The sequence below is a fragment of the Janthinobacterium sp. SUN120 genome (genome assembly GCF_030397735.1).
Classification (GTDB): Bacteria; Pseudomonadota; Gammaproteobacteria; order Burkholderiales; family Burkholderiaceae_D; genus Janthinobacterium; species Janthinobacterium kumbetense.
In genome coordinates, this window is sequence record NZ_JAPUBW010000002.1 from 84,681 (window position 1) to 100,680 (window position 16,000).

Genomic DNA, 16,000 nt, shown 5'->3' on the forward strand with positions numbered 1-16,000 from the left:
GAGCTCCCATCATGCTTTTTCCACCTTCACGAGGAAGGACTTGAATTCCGGCGTTTGCGAATTCGCATCCCCCACGCCCGGCGTCAGGGTATTGATCAGATACCCCGGCTTGGCCACGCCCGTAAAGCCCCAGTGCAGCGGCAGGCCCACGGTATGCACCGGCTTGCCCTCGATCATCAAAGCCTTGATGCGCTTGGTGACGACGGCCTTGGCGATGATGTGACCGCGCTTGGAACTGACGCGCACTTCCCCACCGGCAACGACGCCGATGCTCTTGGCCAGTTCTTCGCCGATTTCGACGAATTGCTGCGGCTGGATGATGGCATTCAGGCGCGCATGCTTGGTCCAGTAATGGAAATGCTCGGTCAGACGGTAGCTGGTGGCCACATGCGGGTATTCCTCATGCGTGCCGAACATCTTCCGGTCATCGGCGAACACGCGCGCGGCCGGATTGCTGGTCGCTTGCGGGTTTTTCGGATGCATGGGGTTGTAGCCCAGCGGATTTTCGAACGGCTCGTAATGCTCGGGGAACGGCCCTTCGGCCATGGCGCCGCGCGCAAAGAAGCGCGCCACGCCCTCGCCCAGCATGATGAACGGACCCATGCCGTTTTCCGGCGGTTCGTCGACCTTGAAGTCGGGAATATCGGCCCCGCTCCAGTTCGTGCCATTCCACTCGATCAACTTGCGCGTCGGGTCGAAAGCCTTGCCCTTCAAGTCGCACGAGGCACGGTTGTACAGCACGCGGCGGTTCGCCGGCCACGCCCAGGCCCAGCCCAGGGTCTGGCCGATGCCGGTCGGGTCGCTATTGTCGCGCCGTCCCATCTGGTTGCCCGCCTGCGTCCAGCTGCCGGCGAAGATCCAGCAACCGCTGGTGGTCGTGCCGTCGTCGCGCAATTGCGCGAACGAGGCCAGCTGTTCGCCCTTCTTCACCAGCAGCTTGGTCGGATCTTTCGGATCGTACAAGTCGGCCAGCGCCTTGCCGTTGAATTCGCGGGCGATTTCTTCCGGCTGCGGGTTATGCGGCTGCGCATAATTCCACGTCAGGTTGACGATAGGATCGGGGAACTTGCCGCCCTCTTTCTTGTACATGTTGCGCATGCGCAAGAACAGGCCCGACATGATCTCCAGGTCGCTGCGCGCCTGGCCCGGCGGTTCGGCCGCCTGCCAGTGCCACTGCAGCACGCGCGAGGAGCTCACCAGCGAACCGCGCTCTTCGGCGAAGCAACTGGTCGGCAAGCGGAACACTTCCGTCATGATCTTGGTGGGATCGACTTCGTGGTATTGCCCGTGCGCCTTCCAGAATTCGCCCGTTTCCACGGCCAGCGGGTCCATGATGACGAGGAACTTCAGCTTCGACAGCGCTTCCGTGACCTTCTGCTTGTTCGGCGCGGACGCCAGCACATTGAAGCCCTGGCAGATATAGCCCGTCATCTTGCCTTGGTGCATGTTCTCGATGGCTTGCATCAAGTCATACGGCTTGTCGAGTTTCGGCAGGTAGTCGAAGGCGTAGTTATTTTCCGCCGTGGCAAAATCGCCCCACCACGTCTTCATGAAGCTGACGTGGAATTTGCGGTAATTGCTCCAGTAGCTGAGCTGGTTCGGCCGCAGCGGCTTGGTGGCGCGCGCGGCGATATAGCCGTCGAAATCCTGCTCGGACTCGTTCGGCAAGGTCATGTAGCCTGGCAACAGATTCGACATCAGGCCCAGATCGGTCAGACCCTGGATGTTCGAGTGGCCGCGCAAGGCGTTCATGCCGCCGCCCGCGATGCCCATATTGCCCAGCAGCAACTGCACCATGGCGCCCGTGCGGATGGTTTGCGCGCCCGTCGAGTGGTGCGTCCAGCCCAGCGCGTACAGGATGGTACCTGCGCGTCCCGGCACGGCGGTCGAAGCCAGGGCTTCCGCCACCTTGTGGAACTTGTCGGCCGACACGCCGCACGTGCGCTCGACCATCTCGGTCGTGTAGCGCGCGTAGTGCTTCTTCATCATCTGGTAGACGCAGCGCGGGTGTTCCAGGGTCGGGTCGACCTTGGCATAGCCATCGTCGCCGATCTCGTAATCCCAGGTGGCCTTGTTGGTGTACTTGCCTTTTTCTTTGTCGAAACCCGAGAACAGGCCGTCCTCGAACGCATAGTCTTCGCGTACGATGAAGGGCATGTCCGTGTAGTTGCGCACGTACTCATGCTGGATCTTGTCGTTCGTCAGCAGATAATTGATGATCGCGCCGAGGAAGACGATGTCCGTGCCGGTACGCGTGGCGCAGTAGTAATCTGCCACGGATGCGGTACGGGTAAAACGCGGATCGACAACGATCAGCTTGGCCTTGTTATGCGCCTTCGCTTCCGTTACCCATTTGAATCCGCAAGGATGTGCTTCTGCTGCATTGCCGCCCATGACCAGGATCACATCGGCATTCTTGATATCGACCCAATGATTCGTCATCGCGCCACGGCCAAACGTCGGGGCAAGACCTGCCACCGTCGGTCCGTGTCATACACGCGCCTGATTATCAAAGGTCAGCATCCCCATGCTGCGCACTGTCTTGTGGGTCAGATACCCGACCTCGTTGCTGCCGGCGGACGCGGCAAGCATGCCGGTGGAGAGCCAGCGGTTGACGGTCTTGCCGTCGGCATTCTTTTCGATCAGGTTGGCGTCGCGGTCATCCTTCATCAGGCGCGCGATCTTGTCGAGCGCCACATCCCAGGAGATCGGTTGCCATTCCGTGCCACCCGGTGCGCGGTACTCGGGCACTTTCAGGCGGTTCGGGCTGTGGATGAAGTCGACCAGGCTGGCGCCTTTCGGGCACAAGGTGCCGCGGTTCACCGGGTGATCGGCATCGCCTTCCACGTGGATGATGCTGGAGACGGCGTTTTTCGCGCCGTCGCCCAGTCCATACAGCAGGACGCCACATCCTACCGAACAGTAGGGACAGGTATTGCGTGTCTCGGTGGTGCGAGACAGCTTGTATTGCCGCACTTCCGCCATCGCCTGGCCCGGTGCGAAACCGAGCAGGGCGAGGCTGGAACCAGCAATGGTCGCGCCAGTTACCCGAAGGAACTGGCGCCTGGACATCTGAACCATATTCAGGCCTCTATGATGTGAGTAAATAAAAAGTCATACGGCGTCGTGGTAGTGTCATATCACTAAGATATAAGCACCATGCCTGTGCCGTATGACAGTATTTTACCCCTCAAACTCCGACAAGGCTTAGTCCGCTGGAAAAAATTGCCTTTAGTCAATATTAATTTGACGATACCGAACGTTCCCTCTAAACAATGCCAGCCTGCCCGGCACGCTTGCACATCGCTACCCACCCACGAAAAAAAACCCGCTCACGAGCGGGTTTTTGGGGATGCGGCCGAACTGGCCGGCCAAATTACAGGCTGTAGCGCAAGGTCAGCGCCACATTGCGCGGCGCGCCCGGCAAGCTCAGGTTCGGGCTGGAACCGTGGCCCGACACGATGTAACGCGTGTCGCCGATATTGTTGACGTTCAGCTGCACTTCATAGCGGCCCGTGCGGTACGCGGCCATGGCGTCGGCCGTCACGTAGCCTGGCAAGACCACCGTGTTGCCCGGATTGGCGAAACGGCTGCCGACGGCGTTCGCGCCGCCGCCCACCGTGAAGCCGTGGCCCAGGTCTTTCGTCAGCCACAGGTTGGCCGTATTGCGCGATGTCAAGGTCGCGCGCTTGCCCTTGACCGGAACCTCTCTGGCGACGGTACCGCCCGGCACATTGACGCTCTTATCCTTGGCGATGGAATCGGTGATGGTGGCGTCCAGGTAAGCGTAGCCGGCCATCATTTTCCAGCCATCGTGCAAGTCCGCGTTGAAGGTCAGTTCCAGGCCATCCGTGCGCTGCGTGCCGACGGGCACGATGCGGTTCGTGATCGGGTCGCTGGTCTTGATATTGTCGCGCTCCAGGCGGAACAGCGACACGGTGGCATTGGCGCGGCCGCCCCACAGGTCATACTTGGCGCCCACTTCCGTGTTGCGCGTGGTTTCCGGCGCCAGGTCGGCATTGTTGGCGGCCAGGGCGAAGTTCTCGCCACTCGGCTGGAACGAGCGGCTCCACGACGCGTAGTACGATTGCGTCGCACCCGGCTGCCAGACGAGGCCGGCGCGAGGGCTGTAGGCCGAATCCGTGCGCGACAAATCCGCCGTCGTCACGCCAAGCGCATTGGCCAGGCGCGACTGCTGCTTGTAACGGTCGTAGCGCAAGCCGGCCAGCGCCTTCCACTCGTCGCTGAAGCTGATGGCGTCCTGCACGTAAGCGGCGGCCGTGTCGTAGGTACCGAAGGTATCACTACGCGCGCCCAGCTTGCTGCGATCGACGACGGGCAGAACAGGATTGAAGATCGACACGGGCTTCGCAGATGTCGTTACAGCGATGGCGGCCCAACTGTTGGCATCCTTGTTTTGCTTGCCGAATTCGGCGCCGTACAGCACTTCGTGGCGCATGGTGCCCGTGACCAGCTTTTGCGTCAGTTCCGTCTGGTTGAACCAGCCGCTCTCGTCGCGGTTGAGCTTGGCGTGGCCCAGGCTCATCGTGCCCTTGACTTCGTTGACGTTGCCGGAAATATTCGTGTTGTTGCGGTCCAGGTGATAGTCGTAGTAGCGGAAGGCATTGCGCAGCGACAGCGTATCGCTGAACTTGTGCGTCAGTGTCGCGGCCGTGGAGACCACGCGCGACTGGCTGAAGTCCGCATCGCGGGCGTTGGCGGCACCGTAATACGTGCCCGCATCGACGGCCACGGGACGGCCCTGGTAGGACGGGATGCCGAAGTCCGTCAGGCGGCGGTCTTCCAGGTAATCGCCCTGCAGCAGCAATTTGGTGGCGCTGGAGAGGCGGATGGCCACCGACGGCGCCAGCGCCGTGCGGTTGATGAATTGCTGGTCGCGGTAGCTGTCCGACAATTCGCGCGCGCCCGTGACACGCCAGTCCACCGTCTCGCCGACACGGCCCACGTCGACTTCGCCGCGGCGCCCTGCTGTGTTCGTCAAGCTCAGGGCCACATCCGCGATATCCACGCCCGGCTTCTTCGTGATGCGGTTCACCAGGCCGCCCGAGGAACCGCGGCCATACAGTACGGCGGCCGGTCCCTTGATTACTTCCAGGCGCTCCACGTTCGACAGGTCGCGGAAATACAGCGCATCATCGCGGAAACCGTCGACGAACTGGTCGCCGATGGCCGTGAAGCCGCGGATGAACACCTGGTCGCGCTGGCCGTCGCCCGTCGACAAGCCCACGCCGGGGATGTTCTTCATGATGTCCTGGATCGACATGGCGTTCTGGTCGCGGATGACGGCGGCCGGCACCACGTTGATCGTTTGCGGCACGTCGCGCAAGGCCATTTCCGTCTTGGTGCCGCTGGCGGAGGTGGCGGCCACGTAGCCATCCTTGTCCTTCGACGCCGTCACGGTGACGGCGGGCAAGCTTTCCTGTGCCCACGCCGCCAGTGGCGTGGCGCCCAAGGTCAAGGCGCCCAGTACGGCGATGGTGATCGGTTTACATCCTGGCTTGCGCTGTTGCTGCATACAATTCCCTGGTCGAAGTTTTAATGCGAATGATTATCATTAGTATTTTATCAGCCGGCGATGGGAAAAGTAAGGATGAATGTAAGTGATAGTACTTATTAACTAGGTACTTGACGTAAAAAAGCAACAGGAAATCAATATCAAAAAATAATTAAAATTGCCGCCAGAAACTATTTCCCTGCGTCAATGCTATACTTGCGGCTTGCTGGGCAGCGGTCAGCCTGACCGATATGCCCCTTGCTTTACCTCCATCGCCACGCTCAGCGTGGCGCGCCGCACAGCCATCACGCGGCACCCGAAGACCCCGATCCCCTGCGCCTTGCGGCGCCTGTCCGCCCCTGCTGGCGGCGGCGATCATGACTATTAAACTGTTAGGAATTACATGAAAAACCTGAACATCGGCAGCCGCCTTGGCGTCGGCTTTGCTGTCGTATTGCTGTTGCTTGCCGCCTTGACCATCACCGCCCTCGTGCGCATGCAGACGGCCAGCGACCTGACTTACCGCCTCATCAATACCAGCATCAAGAACCAGCGCATGGTGGCCGAATGGTCGAAGATCATTGAACTGAACAGCGTGCGCGGCGTCGCCTCGTTCGAGATCACCGATCCGGTCGTGCGCGCCAAGATCGAGGAAGACTTGAAAGTCGATGCGGAGCGTTCCAGCAAGCTGCAGGACGACATCATCGCATCCTTGCTCAACCCGGCCGTGATCGAGCAGTTCAAGGTCGTGCGCAAGGTGCGCACCGACTACGTGACGACGCGCGCACGCGCCTTCAAGATGAAGGCCGACGGCGACGTGGCGGGCGCCAAGATCGTGTTCGACAAGGAAGTCGCGCCCATCACCGTGGCTTACCTGGCCGAAGTGAAGCGCTTTGCCGGCATGCAGATCAAGGCGGCCGACGGCGTCGGCGCCAGCATCATCGAAGCTTACAGCGGCACCCGCATCTTCCTGATCACCATGGGCGTGCTGGCCGTGCTGATGGGCATCGGCTTTGCCTGGTGGATCACGCGTTCGATCACCGGCCCCATCCGCGCCGCCGTGAAAGTGGCGGAAACCGTGGCAGCGGGCGACTTGAGCAGCGTCATCACGGCCCAGGGCCGCGATGAAACGGGCCAGCTGATGCATGCCCTGAAAACCATGAACGATAGCCTCGTCGGCATCGTCGGCCAGGTGCGCAGCGGCACCGACACCATCGCCACGGCCTCCGCGGAAATCGCCGCCGGCAACCAGGACCTGTCGTCGCGCACAGAACAGCAAGCCAGTTCGCTGGAAGAAACGGCCTCGTCGATGGAAGAACTGACTTCGACCGTCAAGCAAAACGCGGACAATGCGCGCCAGGCGAATAAACTGGCTGGCGACGCGGCCGGCATCGCCAGCCGCGGCGGCGCCGTGGTGGCCGAAGTAGTAGCTACCATGAGCGAGATCAATACCTCGTCGAAGAAAATCGTCGATATTATCTCGGTCATCGATGGCATCGCCTTCCAGACCAACATCCTGGCCTTGAACGCGGCCGTGGAAGCGGCGCGCGCCGGCGAACAGGGTCGCGGCTTTGCCGTGGTCGCCACGGAAGTGCGCAACCTGGCGCAGCGCTCGGCAGCGGCGGCAAAGGAAATCAAGGGCTTGATCGACGACTCCGTGCAAAAAGTCGACGTGGGCACGGACCTGGTCGACAAGGCCGGCAAGACGATGGAAGAAATCGTGCAAAGCATCGGCTTCGTCACGTCCATCATGAGCGAGATCAGCAACGCCAGCGAAGAACAGAGCGCGGGCATCGAGCAAGTCAACCAGGCCATCTCCGAAATGGACCAGGTAACGCAGCAGAATGCAGCCCTGGTGGAAGAAGCCTCGGCAGCGGCCGAAGCGATGCAGGAACAGGCGAGCGAACTGGCGCAGGTGGTCAGCGTCTTCCGCCTGGACGCCAATGCGGCGGCCACCGACCGTTTCAGCGTGAAAACCGCGCAGCGCAGCACCCCGGCAGCACCAGCAGCCGCGCCGGCCCGCAAGGCTACGGCCCCTGCCCTGCGCCTGCCCGTGACGCGCGCCAGCAGCAAGGCCGCGGCGCCGGCCGAAGGCGAGTGGGAAGAGTTTTAAAGCGTGACGGTCAGGCATGGCAGTGGCTGCCACGCCTGACCGGATGAGCGGCAATCAGCGCAAGCGCCGCTCAGGCGCGCGCCACCTGCTTGCCCGCAGCATCCCAATAGCGCCAGTCGTCCGTTTCGACGCCATCGCGATAGTGCCCTTCGGCGGCTGGCGCGCCCGTTTCATAGAAGTCGCGCCACAAGCCGTTCTCGCGGCCATGCTCGTAATGTCCCTCTGAAATGACCGTACCGTTGCGATGGTATTCGCAGAACAGGCCATGGCGTATCCAGCGCGTGCCGTCATCCGACAGCATGCGCGTGTAACGGAAACGCCATTCGCCCGTGTCGTACAGGATTTCCGCCAGGTGCAGCTCCGCTTCCATTTTCCATCCTTGTGCTTGCATCAAGCCAGCGCGGCTTGTGCATCGCCAATTAATTTAGCCAGCTCGCGCGGCACGGATTGCCCCAGAAATTCCAGCGCCAGCGCATCCGGATCGATGGCGGCATCCGCCGGCAAACCATGCTCGAAGCCGCCCACCATAATGCGGCAAAAATGCGGCGACTCCGCCCGCGTTTCCACATACCAGCAACCCGCATGGCCTTGCACGAAATATTCGCCGATGAAGTAGCCGAGCATGGTTTTCACCCACTGCCAGCTCTCGTCGCGAATGACGATGGTGCGCATGGCCGCATCGATGTACGGCAGGTATTCGGCCGCGTTCGTCAACACTTCGTGCGCCGGCTGGATGCCCAGGCGCTCGACAAAATTCACCAGCGAAGCGCCCAGCGCGTCATAGTAGGCATCAAAAGCCGTTTGGCTTTGTTGCAATAATTGTTCTTGTTCGTTCGACAGCATTCACACTCCACAGACATTCAGCAATCCAATATTTTACGCCACGCCCACATCCACCCCGGCCCGCTGCAGCAAGGCCTCGTTGCGGGCGGACAGATGCGTCACCTGCAGATGCTTGCCGGCCCTGTCATAGCGCTCATACAGCGATTCGATGGCGGCGATGGCCGAGTGGTCGGCCATGTGCAGGTGCCGGCAGTCGAGGATGACGCGGGCCGGGTCCGACGCTGCCTGGAACAGTTCCTGGAAATGCGTGGTGGAAGCAAAAAACAGGGTGCCATGCGGCAGGTAGACGCGCATGCCTTGCGTGCTGTCATCGATGTCGGCACGCATGTCGCGCGCATGTTGCCAGGCAAAATTCAAGGCGGCGATGACGATGCCGCACAGCACGGCCATCGCCAGGTCCGTGAATACCGTGATCACCGTCACGGCGACGATCACCAGCGCATCCTGCAACGGCACCTTGCCCAGCACGCGCAAGGAGCCCCAGGCAAACGTCTGCTGCGCCACGACGAACATCACGCCCACGAGGGCCGCCAGCGGGATGCGCTCGATCAGCGGCGACAGGAACAGGATGAACAGTAAAATCATCACGCCGGCCGTCACGCCCGACAGGCGCGAGCGGCCGCCGGAACTCAGGTTGATCATCGTCTGCCCGATCATGGCGCAGCCGCCCATGCCGCCAAACAGGCCCGAGACGACGTTCGACGCGCCGAGGGCGATGCATTCGCGGTTCGGCTGCCCCCGCGTTTCCGTTATCTCATCTGTCAGATTAAAAGTGAGCAAGGTTTCCAGCAAGCCCACCATGGCCATCAGCGCCGCATACGGGAAAATGATGTGCAAGGTGCTCATATCCAGCGGCACGGCAGGCCAATGCAGGGCCGGCAAGCCGCCGGCGATATGCGCGAGGTCGCCCAAGGTGCGCGTAGGCAAGCTCAAAACATGGCTGAGTACGCCCACGCCCAGGATAGCTACCAGCGCCGGCGGCACGGCTTTTGTCAGGCGCGGCAGCACGTAGACGATGGCCATGGTGAGCAGCACCAGGCCACCCATCACGAGCAAGGGCGTGCCTTGCAGCCAGGCTTCGCCCTGCGGCGTGGCCTGGCGGAAGTGTTCCAGCTGGGACATGGCGATGACGATGGCCAGGCCATTCACAAAACCCAGCATCACGGGATGGGGCACCATGCGAATCAGCTTGCCCAGGCGCAAGATGCCGAATAGCGCCATCAATACCCCGCCGAGCACCACGGTGGCCAGCAGGTACTGCACGCCGTGTTGCGCCACCAGCGCCACGATGACGACGGCCATGGAACCGGCGGCGCCCGAAATCATGCCTGGACGTCCGCCAAAGATGGCCGTCATGGCACAGATGATGAAGGCGCCATACAGGCCCATCAGGGGATTGAGCTGCGCCACCAGGGCAAAGGCGATGCATTCTGGCACCAGGGCAAATGACGTGGTCAAGCCCGCCAAGACGTTTTTTTGCAGGTTCGAGTACCACTCATCCCGAAAAGTTGTGTTGATCATTGATGCGTATCCAAAGTCGGAACAGGAAAATGCCGGCCGGATGGAGAATAATCAGGCGCAGCCATGCCAGCGGGCGTCACAGAAACGCGGCGCCGAGGTCGAACGGAACAGGAAAGTCGTCAGTGACTACATCGGTATGGCGGAAAGGGGGAGATTCATCAAGGCGCCAGGCGGCGCGGCTGAGCTTGCCGGCATTATACAAGAACGTCCAATAGCGGCGCAGCCAGGCATGGCCAGCATTTTCTGCCGGTTATCTGCTGTTTTTGTACGGCAGCCGGTGCCACGCAATTCAGCGCGTAATGATGTAATGATCGGCTACCCGTCAAGGCGCAGCAAGCGTGCGTCTTGACGGAAGCCTTGTCTTCACGACATGCTTAGTGGGCAGGTTCGCTTCCAAACCGCAGCTCCACGCGGCGATTGCGCTGATCACTCGGTGCCAGTCCTGGCAGTGGATGCGAATCGCCAAAACCGGCGACGACCACGCGCCTTGCCGCATCAACGCCACTTTGCCCAATGATCAGGCGGCGTGCCTCCCTGGCGCGTGCAGCCGACAAGGTAAAATTGTCGTCGTACACCGTGCAAAACTCACGAATATCGGTCACAGGCGCCTTGACCGGTTTGTTATCCGTATGCCCCTCGACATAAATCTGTCCGCCCTCCACTCGCATCAGATAGGCCGCAATACTGTCTTCGACCTGGGCGAAGACCGCACGGGCTTTGGGCTCGATACAGGCGCTACCACTCTTGAATACGCTCTCGCTTAGCGTCACTTTGCCGGCCGCCGCATCGATGGCAACAAAATTGGCAGCGCCCTCGCGCGCAAAAGCAATTTTCATCTGTTCGAGCACGACTGCCACCTGGCGTCGCTTTGCCTCGCTGCCCTCGTTCATCTCAGCATGATGACGTTGCTCTGCGGCTTGCTTCTGCACCACAGATACCACCAGCATCAGCATGACGACGGCAACCACGCCCGACATCAGATCGGCGATCACGATCCACTCACTCGCTTTATCCTTCATGACGCATCCTTATGCCGCTTTCGTTGCGGAATGGGAGGTGCCGTGCTCCAGTGGCGGCATCATGGCCACCAAATCCATTTCCGCATTGGGGAGGTGGAAGGTCGTGCTACCCAGTGCATCCGCCGCAGGCGATGCGACAAGCAGCTTGGCTACGGCATCGGCAACAGCATGAAACTCGACGCACATTTGTTCCATTGCCTGCGCTTGCTGCTGCTGGGAGGCAGCGGCGGTATCCTGAACCTTCACTTGTCGCTCAACAAGTGCCAGCAACTGGCGCAGTTCGTCACCAAGTGTTGCGTTCCGGTCCAAGCTGGCACTACTATCTGTCACTGCGACAACAAGTTCACCGACCTTGTCCACCAGATTTGCCGCCCGTTCATCACTGGCTTCAAAACGCTTGGCATATTGCATCATGCGGGTATTCGAGGTCGATATCGCATTCAAGCCCTTCTCAATGCTTTCTTGCATTGCAGAAACGAATTCAGTCATGGCATGGACTTTCCCGTTCAAGGCATCGCCCGATGCGGCAAATGTGGCCTGCGCCGACTCCTGACGTTTGCGCGTGTCCTCGCCCATGGTGTGCAAGGTATTGAGAGTCGTCGTCACGCCATTCGACAATTCGCCGATGACCCGTTCAATCTGCGTGGTAGCCGTTGACAGGTCCGCAGCCATTGTTGTCATATTCGTGGTAAAGGTTGCCCCCATGTCATCGATCGTTGCCTTCAACTCGGTTCTCAGGCTGGCCAGCACTGACGACATGGTATTGCGGAACTCTTCAATTACGCTGCCCAATTCGGTGCTGGCGTTGCCAGCCAATTGGGCGGCCACGGACATGCTCTTGGCGGCCACTGCCATTTCACTGATATTCTCAGAGACACTGCGCACGAAACCTTCCATGGCGGCGCGGCTTGCCTGCGTGTGCTCCGCCAGTTCACCGAGCCGCGCACTTTGCAGCAGCGCCTGTTCGCTCTGCACCTTGGCATGGCCTGCGATGACCTCGATAGGGCTCAGCAATGCCTGCTGGCCCTGCTGTGACGCATCGAGCCTTTCGACGATCCGTTCCAGCGTTTGCAGTTGCAGCGCACTGCCTGCCTGCGCAGCCTGCAGTCCGCGCTCATTACTGAGAAGCAACTCTTGCAGCACAGCCAATGACTGCGCGTGCTGCTGTTCCGCCCTCTGCGCCGCAGTGCGCTGCTCGGCGGCCACGGTGCTGCCGGACTGGGCGATAGCGTCAATCATCTGCGTACGCTCTTTGTCGCGTTCCAGGCGCTGCAGTTCGGCGAGACGGCCGGTAATTTGCTTCAGTTCGCTTGCTGCCCAGGCGTGACGCACCTCTTCGTATGGCTTCAGCATGAACCATACTTTCAGGACGAGAAAAGCAAGAATGCCCCAGGTCGACGTTTTAAACTTGGATCCCAGAGAATTCATGATCGGAGTCAAGCTATTGAGTGCATCCTGGCCTGGCGCCAGCGCACCTGCAGCCTCTACCAAAGCGAGGCCAAGGCCGATGAATGTGCCCAACAAACCAAATACCAGCAGCAAGCCCGGCAACATATCCGCCCAGCGTTCCGCCGGCGTGGCAACTGCGGTGCTCAGCTCGTCGGCCGAGCCATAGACAAGCGGCGCGCCATCCTCGGCATCGAGCCGCGTCAGGTTGCGCTGCCAGCGCCCCGCACGCGCACTGCGCGCCACGGCCATCGGCACGCACACCACCGCCAGCATGAAGACGGTCGCGAAAATGAGTTGTAATCCCGAATGGATCGTGTAATCCAGCGTCGGCAGGAGAAAGGTCAGCAATTGATTATCCATTGCATTCGACTTCCAGCTCTTCGCCACGCTTGATACTATCGGCGCGGAACACATTGGCAAAATCGGCAATCAGCGCCTGCTGCTCGGCGGACATGTCGGCCCAGCGCAAATCGCGATGCGCGCAATCGGTCAGCAGCAAGCCCACTTCTTCGCCCAGATCCAACAGGAAATCCTGATCATCGGCCTGTATTTGCTCCGGTGTTTTTTCAAGCAGCTGCAAGAAACCTTCTGTCGCATAGACATAATATTCCCGTTCCACATTGCGTTTCATCAATGCCTTGTTCGCTGCAAGCTCCACCGGCAACACCGCTTCCAGGCTTTCAAGCTCGCCCTGGTCTTGCGCCGACAGCGGCGACAGCAGCGCTTCCAGCTTCAAGCGACTCAACTTGGCTTGGGCAACCGCCAACGTTTCCGCCGTGCGCTTCCACAGACGCTTGTCATCCGTCAACGCCAGTTGCCACATCTTGCTCATCTCTTCGAACACAAACGGCGTGAGCTTCTTTCCATAGCGGGAAAACACGATGGCATCAAGACGCGCGGCCTCGGCATCGCTCATTTCAGGCGCATCGGACAACAACATTGCGCCGATCTGCACAAGGAAAATGTCGTCGACTGAAATCTCCTCCATCGTCGTGGCACGGGCCAGCACCTCTTCCACTGTGCGGATCAGCTTTTGTGTCGCACGCAAACGCAGATAATGTTCAAAACCAATGAAATCACCGTCATCGATCAGGTTGGCGATGCCCGTTTTCACCAGCGCCAGTTCATTGATCATGGCGGCAAGATCGAAGGCCTTGACATGCTCGGCGGAATATTCGTGCGCCTTGGCGGCACGGAATACGGCCTCATGCTCGCGCGCCAGCGCTTCGTCCATCGCCGAAAGCCGTTCATCGAGGCGCTTCGCGAGTTCGACCACCCAGCGCATCGCCTTTTCCAGCTGATGCAGGATGGGACTATTTTCCAGGGCCAACAAGGCGCTGATCGCCTTATCGATCGCCAGGATCGCCTTGCCAAGCCAGGGATGTATTGCTTCCGCAGCTGCCGCAATGGATTTCAGGTAAGGACTCAGCTTCTGCAGATACGGCTTAACCTTTGCATATGTCTCTTTTACCGCCCCGATGAATGCCTCCCCCTTTTCCGCGATCACCCTGATAGCATCGCGCACCACCTTGACCACCTTGGTGGCAACATTACGAACAGTCGAAACAACATCATCGAACCACCCCATCATTCACTCCCTTTTTTAATTCACGCCCAACAGGCGGCGTGCTGTCATCGTATCGTTATGCGTTTTACTGTTGCCTGGCGCCACAGCAACTTCGTTGATTGCCCGAGTCAACTCGGCAATCGCTTCATCCAGATGGACACGCTGTAGCGCAGGTGCCTCATCCGCCGCTTCCGCCGCCAGCAGCGCCTTCGGCAATGCCAGGCGCATGCAGGTACGAATATCGCGGCCGGAAAAACCTTCGCTCAGTTCGGCGCAATGCGTCAGCAATTGCGCGCGATCGGCGCCAAGCGGAATGCCATCGACCATCAAACGATCCCACAAGCGGCGGCGTGCCGCAAAATCGGGATTATCAAAACGAATGTGATAGCCAATCCGGCTGCGGAAAGCCGTGTCGTAGTTGCGCTCGAAATTGCTGGCAAAAATGACGATGCCATCGAAGCGCTCCAGCTCGATCAGCAAGGTGGAACGCATGGCATTAACTTCGTTATCCACGCCCTGGGTGACAGAGGACAGCCGCTTTCCCAGCAACGTATCGGCTTCGTCGAAAAACAGGACTGCCGGGTCTTCGCGCGCGCTTTCAAAGGCCTTCTGGATATTTTTGGCCGTGTCGCCCAGGAACTTGCTCTCCAGTTCCGCGATACCGAGAGGCAAAAAACGCAGACCCAGCTCTCCGGCCACCGCTTCGGCCGAGAGCGTTTTACCAGTGCCAGGAGGACCGTAAAAATTAATTACCGTACACAAGCCCATCGGGTCGACGGACGCAAAATTCCAGTCGACATAGATCGTCCGGCGAAAACGCAATTTCGCCAGACACTCTTTTAACTGCAATGCGGTAGCCTCAGACAAGATCACGTCGTTACCAAGCTTGTAACGCGGACTATAAGTTGGGAATGACAAAGTTTTTCCTTAAGTTGTGATTCACCGCATGATCCACTGCATTGCGACAAATCACGTCGTTTGCCCGGCGAAATTACAATAAATATTTATTAACTATTATATCAATAAGATTTTCATTATGGAAATATTTATTGCATAACACCATGAAAATCAAACTGGACTAGCGCTGAAAATGACCACGGCGCAAACAGGCGGGCGAAGCAGTGAGAATCCCGGGCAAGGATGCGCGGCAGAAAATGCGCAGCAGAGTAATGCGAAACGGTGGCGGCATCAGGAAATGCCGATCGAGAGAAATCAGAGAAGCCGAAGTGTGGGAAGCGGAAGCGGACTAGTGCAACGCCCGCAGTGCACAGAAATACCGTGCAGACAAAAAAATAGCCCACTCGAAGGTGGGCTATTTTTTTCATCTGGAGGCGAGGACGGGAATCGAACCCGTCTAAACGGCTTTGCAGGCCGCTGCATAACCTCTTTGCTACCTCGCCAGAGGAACTGCTTGGATGCGCCTTGCGGCCCACCTTGAAAACTGGAGCGGGAGAAGAGTCTCGAACTCTCGACCTCAACCTTGGCAAGGTTGCGCTCTACCAACTGAGCTACTCCCGCATTGGAGCTTGGTTACCGCATAATCGCGCCGCGCATGGCGGCGGATAAAAAAAGGAAGCCAGCTTAGCTTCCCTTTAGAATTCTGGAGCGGGAGAAGAGTCTCGAACTCTCGACCTCAACCTTGGCAAGGTTGCGCTCTACCAACTGAGCTACTCCCGCATTGGAGCTTCTATTTTCTGCTACTGCCATTCTTGCTGTACTGCTTCAGCTTTCGCTGGAGCGGGAGAAGAGTCTCGAACTCTCGACCTCAACCTTGGCAAGGTTGCGCTCTACCAACTGAGCTACTCCCGCATACGAACCGCTATTTTACTGCCTTTTGCTACCGTTTACCAGTGCTGCTTTACTGCTGATCCAGCATTCACTGGAGCGGGAGAAGAGTCTCGAACTCTCGACCTCAACCTTGGCAAGGTTGCGCTCTACCAACTGAGCTACTCCCGCAGTGGACAACATTGTAT

At 59.4% G+C, this 16,000-nt stretch carries 12 protein-coding genes and 5 tRNA genes; 2 read left to right on the forward strand and 15 right to left on the reverse strand.

Features of this window, described 5'->3' with window-relative positions; translation table 11 throughout:
- Positions 1-9 precede the first annotated feature (9 nt).
- Both fdnG and O0879_RS10025 read right to left on the reverse strand, forming a co-directional pair.
- Positions 10-3,081, reverse strand: a complete 3,072-nt coding sequence (gene fdnG / locus O0879_RS10020) for a formate dehydrogenase-N subunit alpha (RefSeq protein WP_251348076.1) — start codon at positions 3,079-3,081, stop codon at positions 10-12.
- Positions 3,082-3,376: 295 nt separating this feature from the next.
- Positions 3,377-5,536: a TonB-dependent siderophore receptor gene (locus tag O0879_RS10025; protein ID WP_289916276.1), complete on the reverse strand. Its 2,160-nt coding sequence runs from the start codon at positions 5,534-5,536 to the stop codon at positions 3,377-3,379.
- A 382-nt stretch (positions 5,537-5,918) separates the two neighbouring features.
- Between O0879_RS10025 and O0879_RS10030 the strand changes: the two genes are divergently transcribed.
- Positions 5,919-7,628: a methyl-accepting chemotaxis protein gene (locus tag O0879_RS10030; protein ID WP_289916279.1), complete on the forward strand. Its 1,710-nt coding sequence runs from the start codon at positions 5,919-5,921 to the stop codon at positions 7,626-7,628.
- A 70-nt stretch (positions 7,629-7,698) separates the two neighbouring features.
- Here the strand turns inward: O0879_RS10030 and O0879_RS10035 are convergent, their stop codons facing one another.
- Genes O0879_RS10035 through O0879_RS10045 form a run of 3 tightly spaced genes read right to left on the reverse strand, consistent with a single transcriptional unit; the run spans position 7,699 to position 9,992 of the window.
- Complete coding sequence (locus tag O0879_RS10035; RefSeq protein WP_289916281.1) at positions 7,699-7,998, reverse strand: hypothetical protein; 300 nt, start codon at positions 7,996-7,998, stop codon at positions 7,699-7,701.
- A 20-nt stretch (positions 7,999-8,018) separates the two neighbouring features.
- A complete protein-coding gene (locus O0879_RS10040; RefSeq protein ID WP_289916282.1) occupies positions 8,019-8,471 on the reverse strand; it encodes a hypothetical protein in 453 nt (150 codons plus the stop codon).
- A 33-nt stretch (positions 8,472-8,504) separates the two neighbouring features.
- A complete protein-coding gene (locus O0879_RS10045; protein WP_289916284.1) occupies positions 8,505-9,992 on the reverse strand; it encodes a SulP family inorganic anion transporter in 1,488 nt (495 codons plus the stop codon).
- Between O0879_RS10045 and O0879_RS10050 the strand changes: the two genes are divergently transcribed.
- Positions 9,922-10,341, forward strand: coding sequence for a hypothetical protein (locus O0879_RS10050; RefSeq protein WP_289917907.1), 420 nt, complete (start codon positions 9,922-9,924; stop codon positions 10,339-10,341). The genes O0879_RS10045 and O0879_RS10050 overlap by 71 nt on opposite strands.
- 25 nt (positions 10,342-10,366) lie before the next feature.
- Here O0879_RS10050 and O0879_RS10055 read toward each other — a convergent pair whose 3' ends face one another.
- The 10 genes from O0879_RS10055 to O0879_RS10100 all read right to left on the reverse strand — a co-directional run bounded on the left by O0879_RS10055 (position 10,367) and on the right by O0879_RS10100 (position 15,983).
- Entirely contained in the window at positions 10,367-11,011 is a 645-nt protein-coding gene (locus O0879_RS10055) for an OmpA family protein (protein WP_289916286.1), read from the reverse strand.
- Positions 11,012-11,020: 9 nt separating this feature from the next.
- Complete coding sequence (locus tag O0879_RS10060; RefSeq protein WP_289916288.1) at positions 11,021-12,820, reverse strand: hypothetical protein; 1,800 nt, start codon at positions 12,818-12,820, stop codon at positions 11,021-11,023.
- Positions 12,813-14,051, reverse strand: a complete 1,239-nt coding sequence (locus O0879_RS10065) for a hypothetical protein (protein ID WP_289916290.1) — start codon at positions 14,049-14,051, stop codon at positions 12,813-12,815. Before O0879_RS10065 ends, O0879_RS10060 begins: the two co-directional genes overlap by 8 nt.
- A 12-nt stretch (positions 14,052-14,063) precedes the next feature.
- Positions 14,064-14,945, reverse strand: coding sequence for an ATP-binding protein (locus O0879_RS10070; protein ID WP_289916292.1), 882 nt, complete (start codon positions 14,943-14,945; stop codon positions 14,064-14,066).
- Between the two features lie 128 nt (positions 14,946-15,073).
- Entirely contained in the window at positions 15,074-15,352 is a 279-nt protein-coding gene (locus O0879_RS10075) for a hypothetical protein (RefSeq protein WP_289916294.1), read from the reverse strand.
- Position 15,353: 1 nt separating this feature from the next.
- A tRNA-Cys gene (locus O0879_RS10080) sits at positions 15,354-15,427 on the reverse strand.
- A gap of 42 nt (positions 15,428-15,469) precedes the next feature.
- Positions 15,470-15,545, reverse strand: a tRNA-Gly gene (locus tag O0879_RS10085).
- An 83-nt stretch (positions 15,546-15,628) separates the two neighbouring features.
- Positions 15,629-15,704 (reverse strand) — tRNA-Gly (locus tag O0879_RS10090).
- A 56-nt stretch (positions 15,705-15,760) separates the two neighbouring features.
- Positions 15,761-15,836, reverse strand: a tRNA-Gly gene (locus O0879_RS10095).
- Positions 15,837-15,907: 71 nt separating this feature from the next.
- A tRNA-Gly gene (locus tag O0879_RS10100) sits at positions 15,908-15,983 on the reverse strand.
- Positions 15,984-16,000 lie beyond the last annotated feature (17 nt).

What these genes read in the sequence shown, in the direction of transcription:
- O0879_RS10025 (WP_289916276.1), bottom strand. Translation starts at nt 5,536, where the DNA reads ATGCAGCAACAGCGCAAGCCAGGATGTAAACCGATCACCATCGCCGTA.
- O0879_RS10030 (WP_289916279.1), top strand. Translation starts at nt 5,919, where the DNA reads ATGAAAAACCTGAACATCGGCAGCCGCCTTGGCGTCGGCTTTGCTGTC.
- O0879_RS10035 (WP_289916281.1), bottom strand. Translation starts at nt 7,998, where the DNA reads ATGGAAGCGGAGCTGCACCTGGCGGAAATCCTGTACGACACGGGCGAA.
- O0879_RS10040 (WP_289916282.1), bottom strand. Translation starts at nt 8,471, where the DNA reads ATGCTGTCGAACGAACAAGAACAATTATTGCAACAAAGCCAAACGGCT.
- O0879_RS10045 (WP_289916284.1), bottom strand. Translation starts at nt 9,992, where the DNA reads ATGATCAACACAACTTTTCGGGATGAGTGGTACTCGAACCTGCAAAAA.
- O0879_RS10055 (WP_289916286.1), bottom strand. Translation starts at nt 11,011, where the DNA reads ATGAAGGATAAAGCGAGTGAGTGGATCGTGATCGCCGATCTGATGTCG.
- O0879_RS10060 (WP_289916288.1), bottom strand. Translation starts at nt 12,820, where the DNA reads ATGGATAATCAATTGCTGACCTTTCTCCTGCCGACGCTGGATTACACG.
- O0879_RS10065 (WP_289916290.1), bottom strand. Translation starts at nt 14,051, where the DNA reads ATGATGGGGTGGTTCGATGATGTTGTTTCGACTGTTCGTAATGTTGCC.
- O0879_RS10075 (WP_289916294.1), bottom strand. Translation starts at nt 15,352, where the DNA reads ATGAAAAAAATAGCCCACCTTCGAGTGGGCTATTTTTTTGTCTGCACG.